At 61.8% G+C, this 21156-nt stretch carries 17 protein-coding genes; 13 read left to right on the top strand and 4 right to left on the bottom strand.

Annotation, left to right across the window (positions count from 1 at the left end; all coding sequences use genetic code 11):
* Positions 1-20 precede the first annotated feature (20 nt).
* Together AC1DLV_RS25590 and AC1DLV_RS25585 are read left to right on the top strand one after the other, a co-directional pair.
* Positions 21-1055: a LacI family DNA-binding transcriptional regulator gene (locus AC1DLV_RS25590; protein WP_476802924.1), complete on the top strand. Its 1035-nt coding sequence runs from the start codon at positions 21-23 to the stop codon at positions 1053-1055.
* Entirely contained in the window at positions 1052-2032 is a 981-nt protein-coding gene (locus tag AC1DLV_RS25585; protein ID WP_476836281.1) for a 2-hydroxyacid dehydrogenase, read from the top strand. Before AC1DLV_RS25590 ends, AC1DLV_RS25585 begins: the two co-directional genes overlap by 4 nt.
* Positions 2033-2040: 8 nt before the next feature.
* Here AC1DLV_RS25585 and AC1DLV_RS25580 read toward each other — a convergent pair whose 3' ends face one another.
* Positions 2041-2814, bottom strand: a complete 774-nt coding sequence (locus AC1DLV_RS25580) for a gamma-glutamyl-gamma-aminobutyrate hydrolase family protein (RefSeq protein ID WP_476802852.1) — start codon at positions 2812-2814, stop codon at positions 2041-2043.
* Between the two features lie 300 nt (positions 2815-3114).
* Here AC1DLV_RS25580 and AC1DLV_RS25575 point away from each other — a divergent pair, with 300 nt between their 5' ends.
* Positions 3115-4224, top strand: coding sequence for a TRAP transporter substrate-binding protein (locus tag AC1DLV_RS25575; RefSeq protein ID WP_476802851.1), 1110 nt, complete (start codon positions 3115-3117; stop codon positions 4222-4224).
* Between the two features lie 135 nt (positions 4225-4359).
* On the opposite strand, the gene AC1DLV_RS25570 is transcribed toward AC1DLV_RS25575, so the two are convergent.
* The 3 genes from AC1DLV_RS25570 to AC1DLV_RS25560 form a co-directional block, all read right to left on the bottom strand.
* The gene (locus AC1DLV_RS25570) at positions 4360-6072 is read right to left on the bottom strand and encodes a TRAP transporter large permease (RefSeq protein ID WP_476802923.1); all 1713 of its coding nucleotides are present in this window, start codon (positions 6070-6072) and stop codon (positions 4360-4362) included.
* Positions 6072-6656, bottom strand: coding sequence for a TRAP transporter small permease subunit (locus tag AC1DLV_RS25565; protein ID WP_476802850.1), 585 nt, complete (start codon positions 6654-6656; stop codon positions 6072-6074). The genes AC1DLV_RS25570 and AC1DLV_RS25565 overlap by 1 nt, the downstream gene beginning before the upstream one ends.
* 206 nt (positions 6657-6862) lie before the next feature.
* Complete coding sequence (locus AC1DLV_RS25560) at positions 6863-7768, bottom strand: branched-chain amino acid ABC transporter permease (protein ID WP_476802849.1); 906 nt, start codon at positions 7766-7768, stop codon at positions 6863-6865.
* Between the two features lie 95 nt (positions 7769-7863).
* On the opposite strand from AC1DLV_RS25560, the gene AC1DLV_RS25555 reads away from it, so the two are divergent.
* The 10 genes from AC1DLV_RS25555 to AC1DLV_RS25510 all read left to right on the top strand — a co-directional run bounded on the left by AC1DLV_RS25555 (position 7864) and on the right by AC1DLV_RS25510 (position 21154).
* A complete protein-coding gene (locus AC1DLV_RS25555; protein WP_476802848.1) occupies positions 7864-8463 on the top strand; it encodes a CGNR zinc finger domain-containing protein in 600 nt (199 codons plus the stop codon).
* Entirely contained in the window at positions 8456-8989 is a 534-nt protein-coding gene (locus AC1DLV_RS25550; protein WP_476802847.1) for a hypothetical protein, read from the top strand. The genes AC1DLV_RS25555 and AC1DLV_RS25550 overlap by 8 nt, the downstream gene beginning before the upstream one ends.
* A 152-nt stretch (positions 8990-9141) precedes the next feature.
* On the top strand, positions 9142-12618 hold the full coding sequence (locus AC1DLV_RS25545; protein ID WP_476802846.1) for an indolepyruvate ferredoxin oxidoreductase family protein: 3477 nt from the start codon (positions 9142-9144) through the stop codon (positions 12616-12618).
* Positions 12619-12757: 139 nt separating this feature from the next.
* Entirely contained in the window at positions 12758-15067 is a 2310-nt protein-coding gene (locus tag AC1DLV_RS25540) for a putative bifunctional diguanylate cyclase/phosphodiesterase (protein WP_476802845.1), read from the top strand.
* Between the two features lie 154 nt (positions 15068-15221).
* Positions 15222-16001: an N-acyl amino acid synthase FeeM domain-containing protein gene (locus AC1DLV_RS25535; RefSeq protein ID WP_476802844.1), complete on the top strand. Its 780-nt coding sequence runs from the start codon at positions 15222-15224 to the stop codon at positions 15999-16001.
* A 47-nt stretch (positions 16002-16048) separates the two neighbouring features.
* On the top strand, positions 16049-17359 hold the full coding sequence (locus AC1DLV_RS25530) for an ABC transporter substrate-binding protein (RefSeq protein ID WP_476802843.1): 1311 nt from the start codon (positions 16049-16051) through the stop codon (positions 17357-17359).
* Positions 17360-17525: 166 nt separating this feature from the next.
* Entirely contained in the window at positions 17526-17774 is a 249-nt protein-coding gene (locus tag AC1DLV_RS25525) for an aa3-type cytochrome c oxidase subunit IV (RefSeq protein ID WP_476802842.1), read from the top strand.
* A 287-nt stretch (positions 17775-18061) separates the two neighbouring features.
* Positions 18062-19333 carry a Re/Si-specific NAD(P)(+) transhydrogenase subunit alpha gene (locus AC1DLV_RS25520; protein ID WP_476802841.1) on the top strand — a complete coding sequence of 424 codons (1272 nt, stop codon included), beginning with the start codon at positions 18062-18064 and terminating at the stop codon, positions 19331-19333.
* Positions 19330-19755 carry a proton-translocating transhydrogenase family protein gene (locus tag AC1DLV_RS25515; RefSeq protein WP_476803558.1) on the top strand — a complete coding sequence of 142 codons (426 nt, stop codon included), beginning with the start codon at positions 19330-19332 and terminating at the stop codon, positions 19753-19755. The genes AC1DLV_RS25520 and AC1DLV_RS25515 overlap by 4 nt, the downstream gene beginning before the upstream one ends.
* A 1-nt stretch (position 19756) precedes the next feature.
* Positions 19757-21154 carry an NAD(P)(+) transhydrogenase (Re/Si-specific) subunit beta gene (locus AC1DLV_RS25510; protein ID WP_476836280.1) on the top strand — a complete coding sequence of 466 codons (1398 nt, stop codon included), beginning with the start codon at positions 19757-19759 and terminating at the stop codon, positions 21152-21154.
* The last annotated feature ends 2 nt before the right edge of the window (positions 21155-21156 follow it).

Genomic DNA, 21156 nt, shown 5'->3' with positions numbered 1-21156 from the left:
ACCGTTTGTTCTCGCTGCGGATGGAGGGCCCGCTGGCTCAGAAGATCAAGCTTTCGACGATCGCCGACGCACTTGGCGTTTCGACTGCCACCGTGTCGCTTGCGCTGCGCGATAGCCCGCTTGTCGCTGACGCCACCCGTGATCGCATCAAGCAGCACGCCCGCGAGATCGGCTACATCTACAATCGCCGCGCCGCCAGCCTGCGTACCTCGCGCTCCGGCATCGTCGGCGTTGTCGTCCACGACATCATGAACCCGTTCTACGCCGAGATCTTGCGCTCCATCGAAAGCGAGCTCGACCGCAGCGGCCAGACCTTCATCCTGTCCAATCACTACGACCAGCTTGAGAAGCAGCGCACCTTCGTCGATACGCTGCTGCAGCTCGGCGCCGATGGTGTGATCATGTCGCCAGCCATCGGGACGCCGGCCGAAGACATTCTCATGGCCGAGGAAAACGGCCTTCCGGCGGTGCTGATCGCACGTTCGGTCGACGGCGTGGAAGTGCCTGTTTTCCGTGGTGACGATGCCTATGGCACTGCGCTTGCCACCAACCATTTGATCTCGCTTGGCCACAAGCGCATTGCCATGATCGGTGGTACCGACCAGACCTCGACCGGTCGCCACCGCTACGAGGGTTATCTCAACGCCATGGAGGCGGCGGGGCTCGAAGTTCTGCCGTCGTGGCGCATCGCCGGCCCGCGCACCAAGCAAGGTGGCTTCGAAGCCGCAGCGCAGTTCCTGGCGCTCAAGGACAAGCCGACGGCGGCTTGCTGCTGGAACGATCTCGTGGCCATTGGCCTGATGAACGGCATCGCGCGCGCAGGCCTGGTGCCCGGCATCGATGTCTCGGTCACTGGCTACGACGACCTTGAGGAAGCCCAGATCGCAACACCTGCGCTGACAACCGTCTGGAACGGCCAGCGCGAGGTTGGCCGCCGCGCCGCAAGTGCCCTTCTCGACAAGCTCAACGGCCAGTCGGTGCGGCCGTCGCAAGAACTGATCAAGCCCGAGCTGCATGTCAGGCAGTCCACAGGAAAACCCAAAGAGCGCACATGACCGCTTCCGACATTGAAGCGCCGGTGATCCTGATCCCCGGCCTGCTGCATCCGCATGTCGCCGAGCGGCTCAAATCGGCATTTCCGCTCATTCATGTCGCCGAAGGCGATCCCGCGCTGCTGACGGAAGAGATGAAGGCAAATGTTCGCGGCATCGCTTCGATGGGGCGGGTCGATGCCGCCTTTATCGATGCACTGCCCAATCTGGAGATCATCGCCAATTTTGGCGTCGGTTATGACGCGGTCGACGCCCGCCATGCCGGTGCACGCGGCATCATGGTCACCAACACGCCAGACGTGCTGACCGAAGAAGTCGCCGACACGGCTATCGGCCTGCTTATCAACGCCGTGCGCGAGTTGCCGCGCGCCGAGGCCTGGCTCAGGCAGGGGCGCTGGGTGCACAACGGCGGCTATCGGCTGACGGCTACGCTGCGCGGCCGCCGCGTCGGCATCTTCGGCATGGGCCGTATCGGTTTGGCTATAGCGCGCCGGCTCGAAGCCTTTGGGCTACCGATCGCCTATCACAATCGCCGCCAGGTCGAAGGTCTTGCCTACGATTACCATCCGACGCTGAAGGAACTGGCGCTGGCGGTCGACACGCTGATCTCGGTGGCGCCCGCGACGGCCCAGACCGAGAAGGTCGTCAACGCCGAGATTTTTGCCGCTCTTGGCGACAATGGCGTCTTCGTCAATGTCGGCCGTGGGGCAACCGTCGATGAGGCGGCACTTGTCGAGGCACTGTCGAAGGGAACGATCCTGGCCGCCGGTCTCGACGTGTTCGCCGACGAGCCGAACGTGCCGCAGGCGCTGATCGACCTGCCCAACGCTTCGCTCCTGCCGCATGTCGCCTCGGCGACTGTTCATACGCGACAGGCGATGGCCGACCTTGCGGCCGACAACATCTTCGCTTGGTTTTCAGATGAGCGCAGGGCTCTGACGCCAGTGCCCGAGACCGCTGATGTGACGGCCAAGGGCTAGAGGGCGGACTATTCCGCTGCCGTCCGTGCGGCCTGACGGGCGAGCGCATGGGCCCGTACGGCATCGCCGAATGCCTTGAAGATACGCTGCGAGACGTCGTCGGTGCCGACCCAGTATTCCGGGTGCCACTGCACGCCGACGGCGAACGCTCGCGAGTCGCGGACAGAGACGGCTTCGACCGTGCCGTCGGGCGCCACCGCCTCGACCTGCAGCTTCGAACCGAGCCGTTCCACCGCCTGGCGGTGGACCGAGTTGACCATGATGTCGCCTGGGCCGAACACACCGGCAAGGCAGCTGCCCGGCTTGATGGTTGCCACCTGGTGAATGGCGAAGCGTTCGTCCTGGTTGTCGCTGACCGGTGCGCGGTGATCGGCGATGCCTTCGCGCTCCTGGATCTCGGAGGCGAGCGAGCCGCCAAGCGCCACGTTCAGTTCCTGGATGCCGCGGCAAATGGCGAGCAGCGGCACGCCGCGCTCGATCGCCTTGCGGATCAGCGGCATGGTGGTGGAGTCGCGGGCGAAGTCATAGGGACCATTGGCCTCGGTCGCTTCCTCGCCATAGAGGCGCGGATCGACGTTCGACTTCGATCCGGTCAGCATGACGCCGTCGACGGAGGACAAAAGCTCGTCGAGGTCGAGGCGGTCGCCGAAATTGGGCACCAGCACCGGCAGCACGCCGGCACCCGAGATCGCCGCCTCGAGATACTGCTGGGGCGCCGCGTGCCAGGTGTAGTTCTCGAACTGCTTGACATCGGTCGATACGGCAACGAGCGGCTGGTGCATGATAGCGTTCAAATCCTTATGGGAAGCATGCGGTTTCCTTGCCTACAAAATAGGCGATCCCAAGGCACTTTTCCAACACAAGTTTGCATATCTCGTATGCGCCTGGCAGCGGGGATTAGACTATAGTTTTAGATGCTTGCGTTGCCGTAGGGTTTTAGGCAGTCAAACATTCTCCGCCCAGTCTGGCGCGCTTTACTCGCCCCCTTCGCCGTGTATTGATGCCCGCGGCGTTAGTCGTGGGAGGCAATAATTTCCCGAAGCGTCGCATGATTTCTTTCGGTCCAGTATGGGAGGATTTTGATGGATCGCCGTTCATTTATAAGGAAGGCCGGCACGACCGGCGTTGGGGCCGCTGCCGCTGCCGCGACGCTTGCGGCACCGGCAATTGCCCAGTCCAACCCCAAGGTTACGTGGCGCCTGGCCTCGTCGTTCCCGAAGTCGCTCGACACCATCTATGGCGGCGCTGAAGTTCTGTCGAAGTACCTGTCGGAAGCCACCGACGGCAATTTCACCATCCAGCCCTTTGCGGCCGGTGAAATCGTCCCGGGCCTGCAAGCAGCCGACGCGGCTGCGGCCGGTACGGTCGAAGCCTGCCATACGGTTGCATATTATTACTGGGGCAAGGATCCCACCTGGGCACTCGGTGCGGCGGTTCCGTTTTCGCTCAATGCGCGCGGCATCAATGCCTGGCACTACCATGGCGGCGGCATCGACATCTTCAATGAATTCCTCGGCACCCAGGGCCTGTACGGCCTGCCCGGCGGCAATACCGGCGTCCAGATGGGCGGCTGGTTCCGCAAGGAGATCAACACCGTCGCAGACCTTCAGGGCCTCAAGTTCCGCGTCGGCGGTTTCGCCGGCAAGGTGCTGGAAAGGCTCGGCGTCGTGCCGCAGCAGCTCGCCGGCGGCGACATCTATCCGGCGCTTGAAAAGGGCACCATCGACGCCGCCGAATGGGTCGGTCCTTATGACGACGAGAAGCTCGGCTTTCACAAGGTCGCGCCGTACTACTACTATCCCGGCTGGTGGGAAGGCGGTCCGACCGTCCACTTCATGTTCAACAAGGCTAAGTTCGAAGAACTTACCCCGGCCTACAAGTCGCTGCTGCGAACGGCTGCCCAGGCAACCGACGCGAACATGCTGCAGAAGTACGACCACCTGAACCCGACCGCCATCAAGAGCCTGGTCGCCAATGGCGCCCAGTTGCGGCCGTTCAGCCCGGAAATCCTAGCGGCTTGCTTCGAAAAGTCCAACGAAGTCTATGCCGAGATGGAAGCGACCAACCCCGCCTTCAAGAAGATCTGGGATTCGATCAAGGCGTTCCGCAAGGACCACTATCTGTGGGCACAGATCGCCGAATACAACTACGACACCTTCATGATGATCCAGCAGCGCAACGGCAAGCTCTGATCTGATCGCGCAAAGTCAAGTCGAACCCCGGAGCAGCTGCTTCGGGGTTTTTCTTTGTTTGCACCGCTTTGGGGAAAGACGACGCGGAAAATGAAAAGGGCGCCTCTCGGCGCCCTTTCACGTGAGCTGGACCGATCAATTGAAGCTCGGCGGCTTTGTCAGGTCGTTGGCAGGTGCTGCGGGTGCCGTGCCAGGCGCCGGTGCGCCCAGCGGCGACAGGCCTAACCCGCCACCAAGTCCCGGCATCTCGGGCATTTTGAAGTCGACCGAGTTTGGATCGACCACCTTGCCCTTGTAGTGCATGACCATCTGAGGGAAGGCGATGGTCAGCCCGATCATGATGATCTGGATGCATACGAAGGGTACCGCACCCCAGTAGATCTGCCCTGTCGTCACCGGCTGGATGTTCTTGCCGGTGATGCGGTCGAGATAGGGAACGCGGGCGGCGACCGAACGCAGGTAAAACAGCGCGAAGCCGAATGGCGGGTGCATGAAGCTCGTTTGCATGTTCACGCCCAACAGCACGCCGAACCAGATCAGGTCGATGCCGAGCTTGTCGGCGGCAGGCGCCAGAAGTGGCACGATGATGAAGGCCAGCTCGAAGAAGTCCAGGAAGAAGGCGAGCAGGAAGACGAGAATGTTGACGGCGATCAGGAAGCCGACTTCGCCGCCCGGCAGCGACACAAGCAGATGCTCGACCCAGAGGTGGCCGTTGACGCCGTAGAAGGTCAGCGAAAAGACGCGCGCTCCGATCAGGATGAAGATGACGAAAGACGAAAGTCTTGTTGTCGATGCGAGCGCTTGGCGGATTACGTCGAAAGACAGCCGGCCTTTTGCGGCGGCCATGACGAGAGCGCCGACCGAGCCCATCGCGCCGCCTTCGGTCGGGGTGGCGATGCCGAGGAAGATAGTGCCGAGCACCAGGAAGATCAGCGCCAGTGGCGGGATCAGCACGATGATGACCTGTTGAGCCAGCCGCGACATCATGTTGATCTTGAGGCCGCGGTCGGTGATCGCCACAATGTAAATGACGATGACGCCGACGCAGGCGCCTAGGATGTCGGCATTGGCGCCGTGCGTTGGCGACAGATAGACGTGAGCGGCATAGGCGATCACCGCGGCGAGCAGCAGTGCCGCGAACAGCGAGGTCACGCCGTGGCCGAGCGTACGCGCCTCGAGCGGCAGTGCCGGCATCGACTTCGGCCGGATGATCGACATCAGAAAAATGTAGCCCATGTAGAGCCCGGTCAGCACCAGGCCGGGGATCAGCGCGCCCTTGTACATGTCGCCGACCGAGCGGCCGAGCTGGTCGGCGAGCACGATGAGCACGAGCGAGGGCGGGATGATCTGGGCGAGCGTGCCGGACGCCGCGATCACACCAGAAGCAAGCCGCCTGTCATAGCCGTAACGCAGCATGATCGGCAGTGAGATGAGGCCCATGGCGATGACCGAGGCGGCAACCACGCCGGTAGTCGCCGCCAGCAGCGCGCCGACGAAGATCACCGCATAGGCGAGACCGCCGCGGATCGGCCCAAACAGCTGGCCGATCGTGTCGAGCAGGTCTTCGGCCATGCCCGAGCGTTCGAGCACGATGCCCATGAAGGTGAAGAACGGGATCGCCAGCAGCGTTTCGTTCGACATCACGCCCCAGAAACGATCAGGCAATGCGTAGAGCAGCGGCCAGTCGAGGGTGATGGAGTTGTTGGAATAGGGTGCGAGTTCGACGCCGATGAAGAAGAACAGCAAGCCGTTGGCGGCGAGTGAGAAGGCGACCGGATAACCAAGCAGCATGAAAACGATGAGCGAGAAGAACATGATCGGCGCCATGTTCTGGGCGATGAACTCCATCATGGGCGCACCTCGTCGGCGAGCGCCTTGCCTTCGAGTTCGGCCTGTTCATGGATAGAGATGAACGGAGTGGGGTCCTCCATATCACCGCGCATGATGGCGATCTTCTTGATGATCTCGGATACACCCTGGAATGCCAGTTGCACGAAACCGACTAGCAGCAGGGCCTTGGCCGGCCACAGGATCAGGCCGCCGGCACTCGACGACATTTCGCCCGAGCGGAACGACAGGCTGACATAGGGGATGAAGTAAACGATCATCAGGATGACGAAGGGCATCAGGAACAGCAGGTGCCCGAGCAGGTCGATCCAGTGCTGCACACGGCGCGAGAACATGCCGTAGACGATGTCGATGCGGATGTGTTCGTTCTGCTTGAGCGTGTAGGCGGCAGCCAGCATGAAGGCGGCGCCGAACAGGTACCACTGCAGTTCCAGCCAGGCGTTGGACGACATGTTGAAGGTCTTGCGAATGATCGCGTTGCCCGAGCTGACCAGGATGGCAACCAGGATCGCCCAGGATACCGTCTTGCCGATCGCCTCGTTGATGCGGTCAATGATTCTGGAAAGAGCGAGAAGCCCTGCCATGTATTCCTCCCTGATTTGATGGGGCAGCCGCTGTTCCCCGACGTTCTTTTTCCGGCATCCCCCGACGTCCATGGGTATGCCCCTCGTGGGGGCCGCGTCAACATAACCGCCCTATGGCGTCAACCGCAGAAAAGGCCGCAAATCCGGGGAAAAAAGCGTCGTGACGCAGCGACATGCAACCAAAGTCGCAAGTGAAAACCAGTCTTTCAGACCGAACTTGGCGCGTCCTTACGGTCGCCGGTCAACACTAGCATGGCTGCGAGCAGCGCATACATCCAGGCGTCGCGCCATTCGATGGGGAAGTAGCCGGCCCAAAGTGCCTCGGCCAGGCCGAAGGCGGCGGCACCCAGGGCTGCGCGACCGGGGGCGTAATATCCGCCGACCGCGGTGATGAACAGGATCTTCAGCCCGTAGACGAGGCCGGCGCCGAAGCCGAGATTGCCGTAGTACAGTGCGGCCAGGACGCCGGCGAGCCCGGCGCAAAGGCCTCCGAACAGCAGAGCGCGGTGGAATACGCACGCCGTGTCGATGCCGCAGAGTCTTGCGGCAAGCGGATCGTCGGCTGTGGCTCGCCAGAAGCGACCGAAGTTCGACCGTGCCAGCAACAACGCGCCGCAGATGATGACCACTGCTGCAATCGCCGTGTTGATGAGCTGGATGACTGTGAGCGTCGCGACGAAGTTGCCACCCGAGGCGAAGACCACCGGTGTCGAAAGCATCGGTGGCAGCCAGTAGTCATGCGTGTCGGCGGCAATGCGGCTCAGTTCCATCAGTACCAGCAGCGCGCCAAGCGAGGCCGCAACGATCGCGTTGGGCGAGCGGCTGGCAAGCCGGGCGAAGACGGCGCGCGACAAAAGCCGGCTGAAGAAGGCGGCGTAAGCGAGTGCGATGAAAATGCCGAAGGCGATGGTCACCGGCAGGGTCAGCCACAGCACCTGCCAGCCATAGACTGCGGCAAGGATCATCGTCTGGCCGCAGAAGGCGAAGATGCCGCCATAAGCCAGGTTGGTGCGCTGGAGCAGGCCGTTGCCGAGTGCATAGCCGAAGGCAAGCAGCGCGTAGATCGCCGCCGAATGCACGCCGTTGAGGAGCTGTTGGAAGAAGTAGAGCATGCGCTGTCCGGATGGGCGGGCACCTTCCGCGCCAGCATAAAATTGCACTTCGAAATCTAACTTGTCAAACTGAGTTTACCAGTTAGATTTGAAGCATGTCTGTTGCCTGGACCCGACATCGCTTCTCCGGCGGCGCGCTCGCGCTCGATACCGCCAACACGGTTGTGCTGCGTAGCGATGCAGAGCGCAGCTTCGACCGTTTCGACAATCCAGCGGAGATCGCCCGTTTCGCCATCGCTGCCACCGGCTTTCGTGCCGATGAGCTTCGTGGCAGGGCACTTGCCGCGCCCGATCCGCAGGCGATCACTGCCAGGGTCATCGCTATCCGCGAGACAACGGATCGGCTGTTCCGGCGCACGGTGGTTGACGGGGCGCTGGCCGCTGCCGACATGCCGGATTTCCTCAATGCCTGCGCTGATGGGCTTGCTGGCTCGCTTGAGTTCCTTAGCCCTGACGCGCCCTTTGGCGTTTCGCCGGAACCATTGGCTTTTGAGGCGGCACTCGCCGTTTCGGCGCTGTCGCTGCTGTCGTCCGACACTATGTCTAGGCTCAGGATCTGCCCGAACTGCGGCTGGCTGTTTTCCGACCGCAGCCGCAACGGCAGCCGGATGTGGTGCGACATGGCCGTCTGCGGCAACCGCCAGAAGGCCAGGCGCCACTACAACAGGCGCAAGGAGGAGGTGGCGAATGCCTGAGCGGAGATTTTTGCGCACAGTCGTTGCCATATCGGCGCTCGCCTTGCTCGGGCTGGCCGGCTGCCGCGAGAGCGGCGGCGAGGGCGAGTATTTCGCGCTGTCCGGTCGCCTGTTCGTCTTCAATTACCGGGTCGCCACCGTGCGCTACGTGGTGACCTTGAGGCCGCTCAAGCCGATTGGCGCGGCCGAGGTTGCGGTGGCGAGTTTCGAAAACCCGGCAGGCGGCGATCCTATTATCGTGAACCAGAAGATCTGGCCGATGAGCGAGAAGGTCACGATCGAAAGCCCGCCGCTCGAATGCGTGGTCAAGGACCTGCCCTACAAGGTGTCGATTCGCATCGAGGATGCGAAGGGCAAGGCGATGCAGCTATTGGAGACAACGATGGCCTCGTCGCAGGACCAGTCTATGCTGCCGGACAAGCCGCTGGCTGTCGGCCCATTCTACGATCCCAATCCCGAGCTGAAGGGGCATCCCGATGGGCATGTGCCCGGTGGCCGCGGTGTGCGCTGCCCGGCTTCGGCCTGAACTTTCCGGCTGCGGTCGGGTGCATCTTCGATTGTACTTTTCCCCGTGCAAAGAAATTCGTTTGACGCGACAGTCGTGCACAGAAAAGCTATCCCTAAGCTACCCAAGGTCAGCCGCCCGAATCGTGGGCGGTTCGGGCACAGGAAATGCGGATGACGCTTCACGACGTCGCTCTCGATGACAAGTTCGATCTGGGCAAGGAGAGGATCTTCCTTTCCGGCGCGCAGGCCGTCATCCGTATGCTGGTCATGCAGCGCGAAAGGGACCGGCTCGTCGGCCTCAACACGGCAGGTTTTGTCTCGGGGTATCGCGGTTCGCCGCTTGGCGGGCTCGACCTACAGCTGTGGAAGGCCAAGAAGCAGCTCGCCCAATCCAATGTCGTCTTCCAGCCCGGCCTCAACGAAGAGCTTGCCGCCACTGCCTGCTGGGGTTCGCAGCAGGCGGAAATTCTGGGCGAAGGCAAGCACGACGGCGTCTTTTCTGTCTGGTACGGCAAGGGCCCCGGCGTCGATCGCTCCGGCGACGTCTTCCGCCACGCCAACCTTGCGGGGTCGTCGAAGCATGGTGGCGTGCTGGCCCTGATGGGCGACGACCACATCGCCGAATCCTCGACCAATGCACATGCCACCGAGTTTCTGTTCGTCGACACGATGATCCCGATCCTCAATCCAGGTGGGGTGCAGGAGCTGATTGACTACGGTCTCTATGGATTTGCCCTGTCGCGCTTCGCCGGCACCTGGGCTGCGATCAAATGCGTCAAGGACAACATCGAATCCACGGCTTCCGTCGATGCGTCGCTCGAGCGACTCAACATCGTTATCCCCGAATTCGACATGCCGCCCGGCGGGCTCAATATCCGCAATGAGCTCGACCAGCTCGGCCAGGAAGCGCGGCTTCACGAGTACAAGCGCGCTGCGGCTTCCGCCTTTATCCGCGCCAATGGCATCAACCGCATCGTCTATTCCGGTGGCCGCCAGCCGAAGATCGGCATCATCACGGTCGGCAAGAGTTTCCTCGACGTGCGCCAGGCGCTTGACGATCTCGGTATCGACGAAAAGCGTGCCAACCAGATCGGCATCCGCCTGTTCAAGGTCGGCTGCCCGTGGCCGCTCGACATCGAGCATATCCGCGACTTTGCCCGCGGCCTCGAGATGATCGTCGTCGTCGAAGAGAAGCGGTCGCTGCTTGAAACCCAGGTGCGCGAGGAGCTCTACGGCACCTCGATGCAGCCCAAGGTGGTCGGCAAGAAGGACGAACGCGGCGACTGGCTGTTTCCGGCCAAGGGCGCGCTCGACCCCAACGATATCGCCATCGCGCTCGGCGAGCGCATCCTTAGGGTCATCGGCCCGTCTGAGGAGATCGCCGCCCGTGTCAACCGGCTGCGCCAATATCAAGCAATGCTTGCCGACACCAAGGATGTGGCCTCGCGGACGCCGTTCTTCTGTTCCGGCTGCCCGCATAATTCGTCGACCAAGGTGCCCGAGGGCTCGATCGCCGGCGCGGGTATCGGTTGCCACTTCATGTCCTTGTGGATGGACCGCAGCACTGTCGGCTTCACCGCCATGGGCGGAGAAGGGGCGCAGTGGATCGGCCAGGCGCCGTTTTCGAAACGCGAGCACATCTTCCAGAATCTCGGCGACGGCACCTACAACCATTCGGGCACGCTGGCGATCCGCTTCGCTCTCGCCTCGGATGCCAACATCACCTACAAGATCCTCTACAACGACGCGGTCGCCATGACAGGCGGTCAGCCGCATGAAGGCAGCCTGACCGTCGACATGATTGCCCGCCAGGTCCGCGCCGAGGGCGTCGAGCGCATCGCGGTCGTCACCGACGAACCCGACAAATATGGCGGGCGTTCGCAGTTTCCGACCGGAGCGACGTTCCACCACCGCGACGACCTCGATCTCGTCCAGCGCGAATTGCGCGACATCAAGGGCGTGACAGTTCTGCTCTACGATCAGACCTGTGCCGCTGAAAAACGACGCCGCCGCAAGCGCGGCACGTTCCCCGACCCCGACAAGCGCGTGTTCATCAACGAGTTGGTCTGCGAAGGTTGCGGCGACTGTGGCGTGAAGTCGAACTGCGTGTCGATCCAGCCTGTCGAGACCGAGTTCGGCCGCAAGCGCAAGATCGACCAGTCGAGCTGCAACAAGGACTTTTCCTGCGTCAACGGCTTTTGTCCGTCCTTCGTCACGGTTCATGGCGCCAAGATCCGCAAGGCCGAGGGCATCGCCAGCAAAGGCGAGGCCTTGCATGGCGTCCCCGATCCCCAGCCATTTCCGCTCAACCGCGACGGCTGGGCGGCGGTCATCGACGGTGTCGGCGGCACCGGTGTGGTCACCGTTGGGGCCGTGCTCGGCATGGCCGCACATCTTGAAGGCAAGGGCTGTGGCATGATCGACATGGCCGGTCTCGCCCAGAAGGGTGGCTCGGTATTCACCCATGTCCGCATCGCCCGTTCGCCTGACGACATCAACGCCATCCGTGTATCTGCCGGCAAGGCCGACTTGATTCTTGGCTGCGACCTAGTCGTGTCGGGCGCCAAGAAGGTGCTGGCCGCCGTCCGTGAGAACCACACCATCTTCGTTGCCAACACCGCCGAGATCATGCCCGGCGAATTCACCCGTTCGGCCGATTTCTCGTTGCCAACCGAACGGCTCAAAAAGACCATTCGCGAGGCTGCCGGGGAGGCGAACGCGCATTTCTTCGATGCCACACGGACGGCGTCCGCGCTGTTTGGCAATTCACTCGGTGCCAACATGTTCATGCTCGGCTTTGCCTTCCAGCATGGCGGCCTGCCGCTGTCGGCCGAGGCGGTCGAAAAGGCGATCGCGCTCAACGGCGAGGCGGTGGCCATGAATGTCGCCGCCTTCCGCTGGGGCCGCCGGGCCGCGCATGAGCCGGAATTCGTCCGCGCGATGCTCGTCCGCTCCGGCCGCGGCGAGGAGCATGCGGTGGCGCAGACGCTCGACGAGATGATTGCGCGCCGTGCCGAATTCCTGACGTCCTACCAGAACGCGTCCTATGCGGAACGTTATGTCGGACGTATCGCTTCGATCCGCGCGGCCGAACAGAAGGCGAAGCCCGGTTCGACAGTGGTCGCTGAAGCCGCCGCGCGCTCCTTGTTCAAGCTGATGGCGATCAAGGACGAATACGAGGTCGCGCGGCTCTACACCGACGGTTCCTTCAAACGCGAACTGGCAAAACAGTTCCAGGGCTACGACCGGCTGGAGTTCCATCTCGCGCCGCCGATCCTCGGCCGCAAGGGGGCTGACGGTGTGCCGCGCAAATCAAGCTTCGGCCCCTGGATGATGACGGGTTTCAAGCTGCTCGCGGCGATGAAGGGGCTGCGTGGCGGTGCCTTCGACGTCTTTGGCTACACAGCAGAACGGCGCATGGAACGCGATCTGCTTGATCGCTACGAGGCCGATCTCGAACTGATCCGCGGAGCGCTTGCCAGCGACAATATCGAAGCGGCCGCAGCACTGGCGTCGGTGCCGCAGCTGATCCGCGGCTACGGTCACGTTAAGCATGCAAGCGTCGACAAGGCAGCCGGTGAACGGGAGCGGCTGGTCAAGCGATTGAGCGCGTCGCCGTCCAATCCGGCGCTGCAAGCTGCCGAATAGTCGACATTACTTGTTTACCTGAATCTAAATTAGGGGTTGTAGCAGGCAATTGATTGGCCGGAAGGCTATTTGAAGCCTCTGTTTCTAAGCCTTTCTTAAGGCGAGTATGGCACTTCTTGGCCTCCCAGGCGGGCCTCGGATGCGCAGAAGAAACAACGAGATACCGGTCGACGTTTACATCCCCTTCGTGGAAACCCTTTTCCGCGACGGTGCGACGCTGGCTGTTGGTATGGTTGCCCAAACGGCGCTGATCGGCGTCGTCTGGTGGAAAACCGCCCATCCGCTCTACCTTTTGGTTGCGCTGTTCATGGTGCTGGTCGCCACGTTGCGTCTGCGAAATTTTCGTAAATACAATAGCTTGCCCTCGCCGACGACATGGGAAGAGGCGCGCAAGCGTGAGAACGATTACATTCTCTACGGCTCGCTCCATGGCGCGGCGTTGGGCGCATTCTGTCTTGCCGGTATCTATTTCGCGCATGACCCCTTCGCCGAGATTGCCTCTGTCTGCGTGACGCTGGCGTCGGCAACCTCGATTGCAGGCCGCAATTACGGCTCGCCCCGCATGGTGATGATCTTTACGGTCACCATGACATGGGCGATTTCACTCGGCTTCCTGTTGCGCGGAGACTTCTACCACGTCTTCTTAGGGTTGCTGTCCGCGCCGTTTCTTTTCGCGATCCGGAAGTTCGCTGACACCGTGCGCGACGTTTTGTTCACGGCCGTGTCGGAAGAGAAGAAAGCGAACCATCTCGCCCAGCGTTTCAATCGTGCGCTCAACACCATGTCGCATGGACTGGTCATGCTTGGGCCAGATGGACGCGTGGCGGTCGCCAATGCGGAAGCTGCAAATCTGATGTCGGTCAAGTCGCCTGAGGCGCTGCTCGGCCGCTCGATCCACGGTCTTTTGATGCGCGGTGTCGCGGGAGGCCAGCTTGCGCTCAAGGACTGCCGCTACATCGAAGCACAATTGACGCGCGCGCTGCGCGAGGGCAGGGACCGCAAAGTCCTGGTTTCGCTTGCCAATGGGCAATGCCTGGAGTTTTCGGCGCGCGAAGGCAGCCAGGAACTTGGGGTCATCACCTTCGAAGACGTGACGGCCCGTGTCGCTGCCGAAGAAAAGATCCGGTTCATGGCCCGCTACGATAGCCTTACCGGGCTGCCGAACCGTGCCTATTTTCATGAAACGGTCGCAGAATGTGTCCTGGCCGGTGACAAGGACCGGTTTTGCGCGCTGGCCGTACTCGATCTGGACGACTTCAAAAGCGTCAACGATACGCTCGGGCACCCTGTCGGCGACGGGTTGATTTACGCAGTGGCGGAACGGCTTGCGGCTTTTGCCAGCGACAGCGTCAAGGTCAGCCGCTTCGGCGGCGACGAATTCATGATTTATTTCGACAAGGTCGAAGACGAAAGCCATCTTGCCGAAATGCTGGACGGCATTTTTGCTGAGATGCAAGGCGACGTCGACGTCGCCGGCCACGCACTCCGCATCCAGGCCAGCGGTGGCGCGGTTCTGGGGCGAGCTGGGGGGTCCGACGTCGATGCGATGATCGTCAAGGCCGATCTTGCGCTGTACAAGGCCAAGGAGTCTGGCAAGAACAGCTGGCATCTGTTCGAGGCGGTGATGGATGCCGCTTTCCGCAACCGTCAGCTCATGAAGGCAGATCTGCGCAACGCGGTCGAAGCACGTGCCTTGCGCGTGGTCTATCAGCCGATCGTGTCGATGACCACGATGCGCATTGCCAGCTGTGAAGCATTGTGCCGCTGGGACCATCCCGAGCTTGGGCCAGTGTCACCCGCCACCTTTATTCCGCTCGCCGAAGAGATGGGTATCATTTCCGAGATCAGCACCTTCGTGCTGCAGGCGGCTTGTGTGGAATGCGCCAAGTGGCCGGCGCCGATCGGCGTTTCGGTCAATCTCTCCGCCAAGGATTTCCGCAATCACGATGTCGTCGACAAGGTGAGGGATGCCCTGGCGGCATCGGGCCTTGCGCCACATCGTCTTGAGATCGAGGTCACCGAGACCGCGCTGCTCGACGACAAGTCGCTGACGCGCAGTTACGTCGAGGAGCTCAAGTCCATTGGCGTACACATCGCACTGGACGATTTCGGCACCGGCTATTCCAGCCTGAGCTACCTGCACAAGCTGCCGCTGGACAAGGTCAAGATCGACCGTAGCTTCCTGGCCGACGTCGGCCAGAATCCTCGCTCGCTGCAATTGCTCAAGGGCATCGTCGACCTGTCGCGCCCGCTCGGGCTAGCCGTCACCGTGGAAGGTGTGGAAACTTTCGAACAGCTCAAGATCCTGGCCATCGAAGTTCATCCAGACCTGGTTCAGGGCTTCCTGTTCGGTTCGGCGTTGTCATCGTCGGGAATCGAAACGATGTCGAATACCGTCTGGCCCTTCGCCAAGGATATCGGTCTCGCCCGCGTCACAGCTCGTCGATGAGGCGATGACGCCTCACATCGCCGAATTGCGAAAATGCTTAATTTTCTGTTAATTATTAACCTTAACGGAAGGTAAACAGCTACAGTTTGATTTTCATCTTTACATCACCCCGACCTCGGCTACTTTTCGGCTGGGCGGAATTACGGGGAACTCCATGACCATCCATCAAGTGGCGTCCAGCGGTGACGCGGACGCTAAGAGTAGCAGTGCGTCGGAATCCGGCTCATCGTTTGCGAGCCACGTCTCAAGCCTTTTGGAGCGGGCCGAGTATCGCCGTTGCGACAAAGGCGAAGATCTCGAAGACATCTACCGGCTGCGCTACAAGTCGTATCGACTCAGCGATATGGTGTCGGAAAACGCCGACCATACGATCCATGACGACCTGGATGACGCCGAAAACTGCTACAAGTTCGGCATCTACATCGACGGCCATCTGGTCAGCACGTTGCGTATTCACCACGCTTGCCGCGAAACCCCGGCATCACCGTCAACCACGGTCTACGGTGACGTATTGCGACCGCAACTGGCCGCCGGAGCCAATTTCGTCGATCCGAGCCGCTTCGCAGCGGATCCAGACTGGTCGCGCATATATCCGCAAATTCCTTATCTGACGCTTCGTCTTGCCGGCATGGCCTGCTTCTATTTCCAGGCCCCGTACTGCCTGTCGACGATCCGACCGGAGCATGCCGGCTTTTACCGCCGCATCTACAAATCCGAGCAGATCGGCGAACTGCGCGACTACCCGGGGCTCAACTACAAGGTTGTTCTCTACCGCGCCGATGTGAACAGCATCCGCGAGCGCTCCTTCGAGCGCTTCCCATTCTTCATGTCGACGCCGATGGAGCAACGCTTGATGTTCGGCAAGCCGGCGTCCGGGGAACTCGCGCCGCTGACCATTCTGCCGACGGCAAAATACTATCGCGAAGCTGCCTGAGCTTCGCGTAAGGTCGGCGGTGCTGTAATCCGGAACACGCGGGAACGATGACGACGCCGACCACCAAGCGCATTCTGCGGGCAGGGCTGCTGCTTGGCCTGATCCTGCCCGCACCCGCGCTCGCCGAGGATGCGCTCTCCATCGCCAACATGGCCTTCCGTACCGGTCCGTTCGCGGCAGCCGGTGCGCCGCTGATGGATGGCCAGCGCGACTATTTGCTGATGCTCAACGAGCGCGACGGCGGCATCAACGGCATCAAGCTGAACTACGACGAGTGCGAAACCGGCTTCAACACCGACAAGGGTGTCGAATGCCACGCCAGGACCAAGACCACCAGCCTCGTGACGCAGCCCTGGTCGCCTGGCATCACGCTTGAACTACTGCCGAAGGCCAGTGCCGACAAGATGCCGGTCCTGGCGCCAGGCTACGGTTTCTCGGCGATGGCCGACGGCAAGCATTTTCCATGGGCCTTCAATCCGCCCGTCACCTATTGGGACGGTGCTTCGATGATGCTCAAGAGCATCTCGGGCGACGATCTCGACAGCCTCAGGGGCAAGAAGATCGTGCTCCTGCATCTCGACGCGCCTTATGGCGAGGAGCCGATCCCGCTGCTGCAAGCCTATGCCGATAGCTTCGATTTCACGCTAGTGCCCCTGCCGGTCGCGGCCAAGGAAATGCAGAATCAGTCGACGCAATGGGCGAAGATCGAGAGCGAGCGCCCGGACTTCGTGCTGCTGTGGGGCTGGGGTGCGATGAACGCCGGCGCCTTTGCCGAGGCGATCAAGACAGGATTTCCGATGAACCGGCTCGTCGGCATCTGGTGGTCGGCTCAGGACGATGACCTCAAGCTGGCTGGCGACGCCGCCAAAGGGTATCGCGCGCTGTCGTGGAACCTGCCGGTATCAAATGCCGAAGCGATCCAGGACATCCGCAAATATGTCGTCGATGCCGGTAAGTCGCAGACGCCTTTGGAAGAGCTTGACCAGTTGTTCTACCAGCGCGGCGTGCTGATCTCGATGTTCACGGCCGAGGCGATCAAGGTCGCCCAGGAGCATTTCGACATCAGGTTGATCAATGGCGAGCAAATGCGCTGGGGCCTCGAGAACCTCAAGATCGACGACGCCAGGCTGGCGTCACTCGGTATGGCCGGCATGATTGGCCCGTTCGCGACTTCCTGCACCAACCATGCCGGCCATGGCGGGGCTTGGATGCTGGAATGGGACGGCGCCAAGTTCGTCAAGACATCCCATCTTTTGACCGCCGACGCCGAGATGATTGCGCCGCTGGTCGAGCTGGAAGCCGGCAAATTCGCCGAGGCCCACGCGCCGTGGCCACTCAACGAGGCGTGCAAAAACTAGGGCTTTGTTTTCCTGCGGCACCAGAACGCGCCGGTCCATCAAATGAGCCAGGATTTCCCTGCTGGGGATTGATAATCTTGTCGCAGCCAAAGGGGCAATCTTTCCATTGCCCTGCAGCGCGCATTTAGGTATGTGCCCTTGAACTCGTTTTCCGGAGGGGACTCTCATGGCTGATAATACGCCGACCGGCCCGATCGAACTTGGCGCGCAGATGGACTACGCCGAGCACGAGAAAACCTATTCGATGTTCATTACGCTGTCCAAATACAGCACGCTGGCTTGCGTTGCGCTGATGATCGCCATGGCGTTCGGGTTCTTCACCCCTGCTGGATTTTTCTCCAGCCTGGTGCTGTTCCTGATTATCTGCGCCGTCGGCGGTTTCCTGCTGCGCGACGTACCGACACATATTCGCTGACATTTCTACGCAGCCGCGGGCTCCCGCGTCAGTTTTGGTTCCGGTCAATTTGGGCCGGAGATGAACAGACGATCTTCGTTAGAAGAATGTGGACCAAAAGCGGCTCCGTGCAATAGCCTTGCCGGTGTAGTGTCTGGCAAGGCATGGTCCTGATAAGATTGTGGGTTCGGGTGCGTCGGCGGCTTCTCCGTCAGTATCCAAAGTAGATTTCGTTGGTAAGGCGCCGACGCGTCTTTGTGCGTCCGGCGCTTTACGTTTGGTAAGGTTCCAACCGAAAGGACGTGACGGTGGGCCAGACGATATTCATCCCCAAAGAGCTTGAATTGATTGAAACCCGTGTCGGGGCTTCGCCGGATACGGTGAAACGCCTGGTGGGGCTTGGTTTTGACGTGGTTGTCGAGACAGGGGCAGGGACCTTGTCGCGCATTCCCGATACCGATTTCGCCGCTGTCGGTGCTGTCATCGGCAAGGCCGCCGATGCGGGACGCGCCGATGTCGTGCTGAAGGTCAGGCGTCCGAGCGACGCCGAGCTCAAGGGCTACAAGCCAGGTGCGGCCGTGCTCGCCATCATGGACCCCTATGGCAACGACGCTGCACTTGCGGCGATGGCCAAGGCGGGTGTGACGGCATTCGCCATGGAGTTGATGCCGCGCATCACGCGTGCCCAGGTGATGGACGTTTTGTCGTCGCAGGCAAACCTAGCCGGTTACCAGGCGGTGATCGACGGCGCGGGCGAATATGACCGGGCGCTGCCGATGATGATGACGGCGGCCGGCACGGTGCCAGCGGCCAAGGTGTTCATCATGGGCGTCGGTGTCGCTGGCCTGCAGGCGATCGCCACGGCCCGGCGCATGGGTGCGATCGTCACCGCCACCGACGTGCGTCCGGCGGTCAAGGAGCAGGTCGCCTCGCTTGGCGCCAAGTTCCTTGCTGTCGAGGATGAAGAGTTCAAGGCGGCCGAGACCGCCGGCGGCTACGCCAAGGAAATGTCCAAGGAATACCAGGCCAAGCAGGCGGCGCTCACCGCCGAGCACATCGCCAAGCAGGACATTGTCATCACGACCGCCTTGATCCCGGGCCGTCCGGCGCCGAAGCTGGTGTCGGCCCAGATGGTCGCCTCGATGAAGCCGGGCTCGGTGCTTGTCGATCTCGCCGTCGAACGTGGCGGCAACGTCGAAGGCGCTCAGGCCGGCAAGGTCGTGACCACTGAAAATGGCGTCAAGATCGTCGGCCACCTCAACGTGCCGGGCCGGGTCGCGGCCTCGGCCTCGCTGCTTTATGCCAAGAACCTGTTCGCTTTCCTGGAGACCATGGTCGACAAGGCCTCCAAGCAGATCGCCATCAACCGCGACGACGAGCTGGTCAAGGCAACGATGCTGACCGATGGTGGCCGCGTCGTTCACCCCAACTTCGCCAGTGCTGTGGCCGTGGCCGCGCCTGAGAAGGCCGCGTCCGCAAAACCGGCTCCTGAAAAGGTAGCCGCTGCCAAAGCCCAAAAACCCACTGTCGCCAAGAAGCCGGCTGCCAAGTCGAAGAAGTCATCTCAGGGAGACGCATGATGGAAGGTCTTCAAAAAGCCCTCGACCAGCTCGACCAGGCGGTCGCCGCCGTTAGGCTCGGCGTCCAGGATCTCGCCACCGCCCAAAATGCGGCCGAGGCCGCCGGTGGTGCGGCGCACGCACTGTCGGGYGGAGCGATCGACCCGTTCGTCTTCCGCTTYGCCATCTTCGTGCTCGCCATCTTCGTTGGCTATTACGTCGTCTGGCAGGTGACGCCGGCTTTGCACACGCCGTTGATGGCGGTGACCAACGCGATCTCCTCGGTGATCGTCGTCGGGGCGCTGCTTGCCGTCGGCATCGCGGCTTCCGGGCTTGCCACCGGCTTTGGCTTCATCGCCCTGGTGCTGGCCTCGGTCAACATCTTCGGCGGCTTCCTCGTCACCCAGCGCATGCTGGCGATGTACAAGAAGAAGGACAAGTGACGTGACCCTCAACCTCGCTTCCTTCCTCTATCTGGTCTCCGGCATCCTGTTCATCCTGGCGCTGCGTGGCCTGTCGCATCCGACCACCTCCCGCCAGGGCAACACCTACGGCATGATCGGCATGGGCATTGCCATCGTGACGACGCTGGCGCTGGCCAAGCCTTCGGCCGCCGGCCTTGGCCTGATCGTGCTCGGCATCGCCATTGGCGGCGGCATTGGTGCGGTCACCGCACGCCGCATCGCCATGACCTCGATGCCGCAGCTGGTCGCAGCCTTCCACAGCCTCGTTGGCATGGCCGCCGTGATGGTCGCGGCAGCGGCGGTCTATGCGCCGGAAAGCTTTGGCATCGGCGCTGTCGGTGCCATCCACGCCCAGGCGCTGGTCGAGATGAGCCTGGGTGTCGCCATCGGTGCCATCACCTTCACCGGCTCGGTCATCGCCTTCCTCAAGCTCGACGGYCGCATGTCGGGCAAGCCGATCATGCTGCCCGGCCGCCACTTCATCAACGCAGCGCTYGGCATCGCCCTTGTGGTGCTCATCGTCATGCTGGTGACGACCCAGTCGACGACGGTGTTCTGGCTAATCGTTGTGGTGTCTTTGGTGCTCGGCGTGTTGCTGATCGTGCCGATCGGCGGCGCCGACATGCCGGTGGTGGTGTCGATGCTCAACTCCTATTCGGGTTGGGCAGCAGCAGCACTCGGCTTCACGCTCGGCAATCTGGCGCTGATCATCACCGGTGCACTCGTCGGCTCCTCGGGCGCGATCCTCAGCTACATCATGTGCAAGGGCATGAACCGCTCGTTCATCTCGGTCATCCTCGGCGGCTTCGGCGGCGAGACGGCGGCTGTTGCCGACGACGGCATCGAGCGCACGGTCAAGCAGGGTTCGGCCGACGACGCCGCCTTCTTGATGATGAACGCGCAAAAGGTCATCATCGTGCCGGGCTACGGCATGGCGGTGGCGCAGGCCCAGCATGCGCTGCGCGAGATGACCGACAAGCTCAAGGCCAATGGCGTCGAGGTCAAATACGCCATCCACCCGGTGGCCGGCCGCATGCCCGGTCACATGAACGTGCTGCTGGCCGAAGCCAACGTGCCTTACGACGAGGTCTTCGAACTCGAAGACATCAACTCCGAGTTCGCCCAGGCTGACGTTGCCTACGTCATCGGCGCCAACGACGTCACCAACCCCTCGGCGCGCGACGACAAGAACTCGCCGATCTACGGCATGCCGATCCTCGACGTCGACAAAGCCCGCACCTGCCTGTTCGTCAAGCGCTCGCTCGGCTCCGGCTATGCCGGCATCGACAACACGCTGTTTTACAAGGACGGCACCATGATGCTGCTCGGCGACGCCAAGAAGATGACGGAAGAAATCGTCAAGGCCATGGATCACTGAGC

The organism is Aminobacter sp. 01T433 (assembly GCF_056398585.1).
Note: the sequence above shows the minus strand (reverse complement) of the source record. Positions and strands in the feature narration are given on the sequence as shown.

What these genes read in the sequence shown, in the direction of transcription:
- AC1DLV_RS25560 (WP_476802849.1), bottom strand. Translation starts at nt 7,768, where the DNA reads ATGCTCTACTTCTTCCAACAGCTCCTCAACGGCGTGCATTCGGCGGCG.
- AC1DLV_RS25565 (WP_476802850.1), bottom strand. Translation starts at nt 6,656, where the DNA reads ATGGCAGGGCTTCTCGCTCTTTCCAGAATCATTGACCGCATCAACGAG.
- AC1DLV_RS25540 (WP_476802845.1), top strand. Translation starts at nt 12,758, where the DNA reads ATGCGCAGAAGAAACAACGAGATACCGGTCGACGTTTACATCCCCTTC.
- AC1DLV_RS25550 (WP_476802847.1), top strand. Translation starts at nt 8,456, where the DNA reads ATGCCTGAGCGGAGATTTTTGCGCACAGTCGTTGCCATATCGGCGCTC.
- AC1DLV_RS25555 (WP_476802848.1), top strand. Translation starts at nt 7,864, where the DNA reads ATGTCTGTTGCCTGGACCCGACATCGCTTCTCCGGCGGCGCGCTCGCG.
- AC1DLV_RS25530 (WP_476802843.1), top strand. Translation starts at nt 16,049, where the DNA reads ATGACGACGCCGACCACCAAGCGCATTCTGCGGGCAGGGCTGCTGCTT.
- AC1DLV_RS25525 (WP_476802842.1), top strand. Translation starts at nt 17,526, where the DNA reads ATGGCTGATAATACGCCGACCGGCCCGATCGAACTTGGCGCGCAGATG.
- AC1DLV_RS25545 (WP_476802846.1), top strand. Translation starts at nt 9,142, where the DNA reads ATGACGCTTCACGACGTCGCTCTCGATGACAAGTTCGATCTGGGCAAG.
- AC1DLV_RS25585 (WP_476836281.1), top strand. Translation starts at nt 1,052, where the DNA reads ATGACCGCTTCCGACATTGAAGCGCCGGTGATCCTGATCCCCGGCCTG.
- AC1DLV_RS25570 (WP_476802923.1), bottom strand. Translation starts at nt 6,072, where the DNA reads ATGGAGTTCATCGCCCAGAACATGGCGCCGATCATGTTCTTCTCGCTC.
- AC1DLV_RS25580 (WP_476802852.1), bottom strand. Translation starts at nt 2,814, where the DNA reads ATGCACCAGCCGCTCGTTGCCGTATCGACCGATGTCAAGCAGTTCGAG.
- AC1DLV_RS25575 (WP_476802851.1), top strand. Translation starts at nt 3,115, where the DNA reads ATGGATCGCCGTTCATTTATAAGGAAGGCCGGCACGACCGGCGTTGGG.
- AC1DLV_RS25535 (WP_476802844.1), top strand. Translation starts at nt 15,222, where the DNA reads ATGACCATCCATCAAGTGGCGTCCAGCGGTGACGCGGACGCTAAGAGT.
- AC1DLV_RS25590 (WP_476802924.1), top strand. Translation starts at nt 21, where the DNA reads ATGGAGGGCCCGCTGGCTCAGAAGATCAAGCTTTCGACGATCGCCGAC.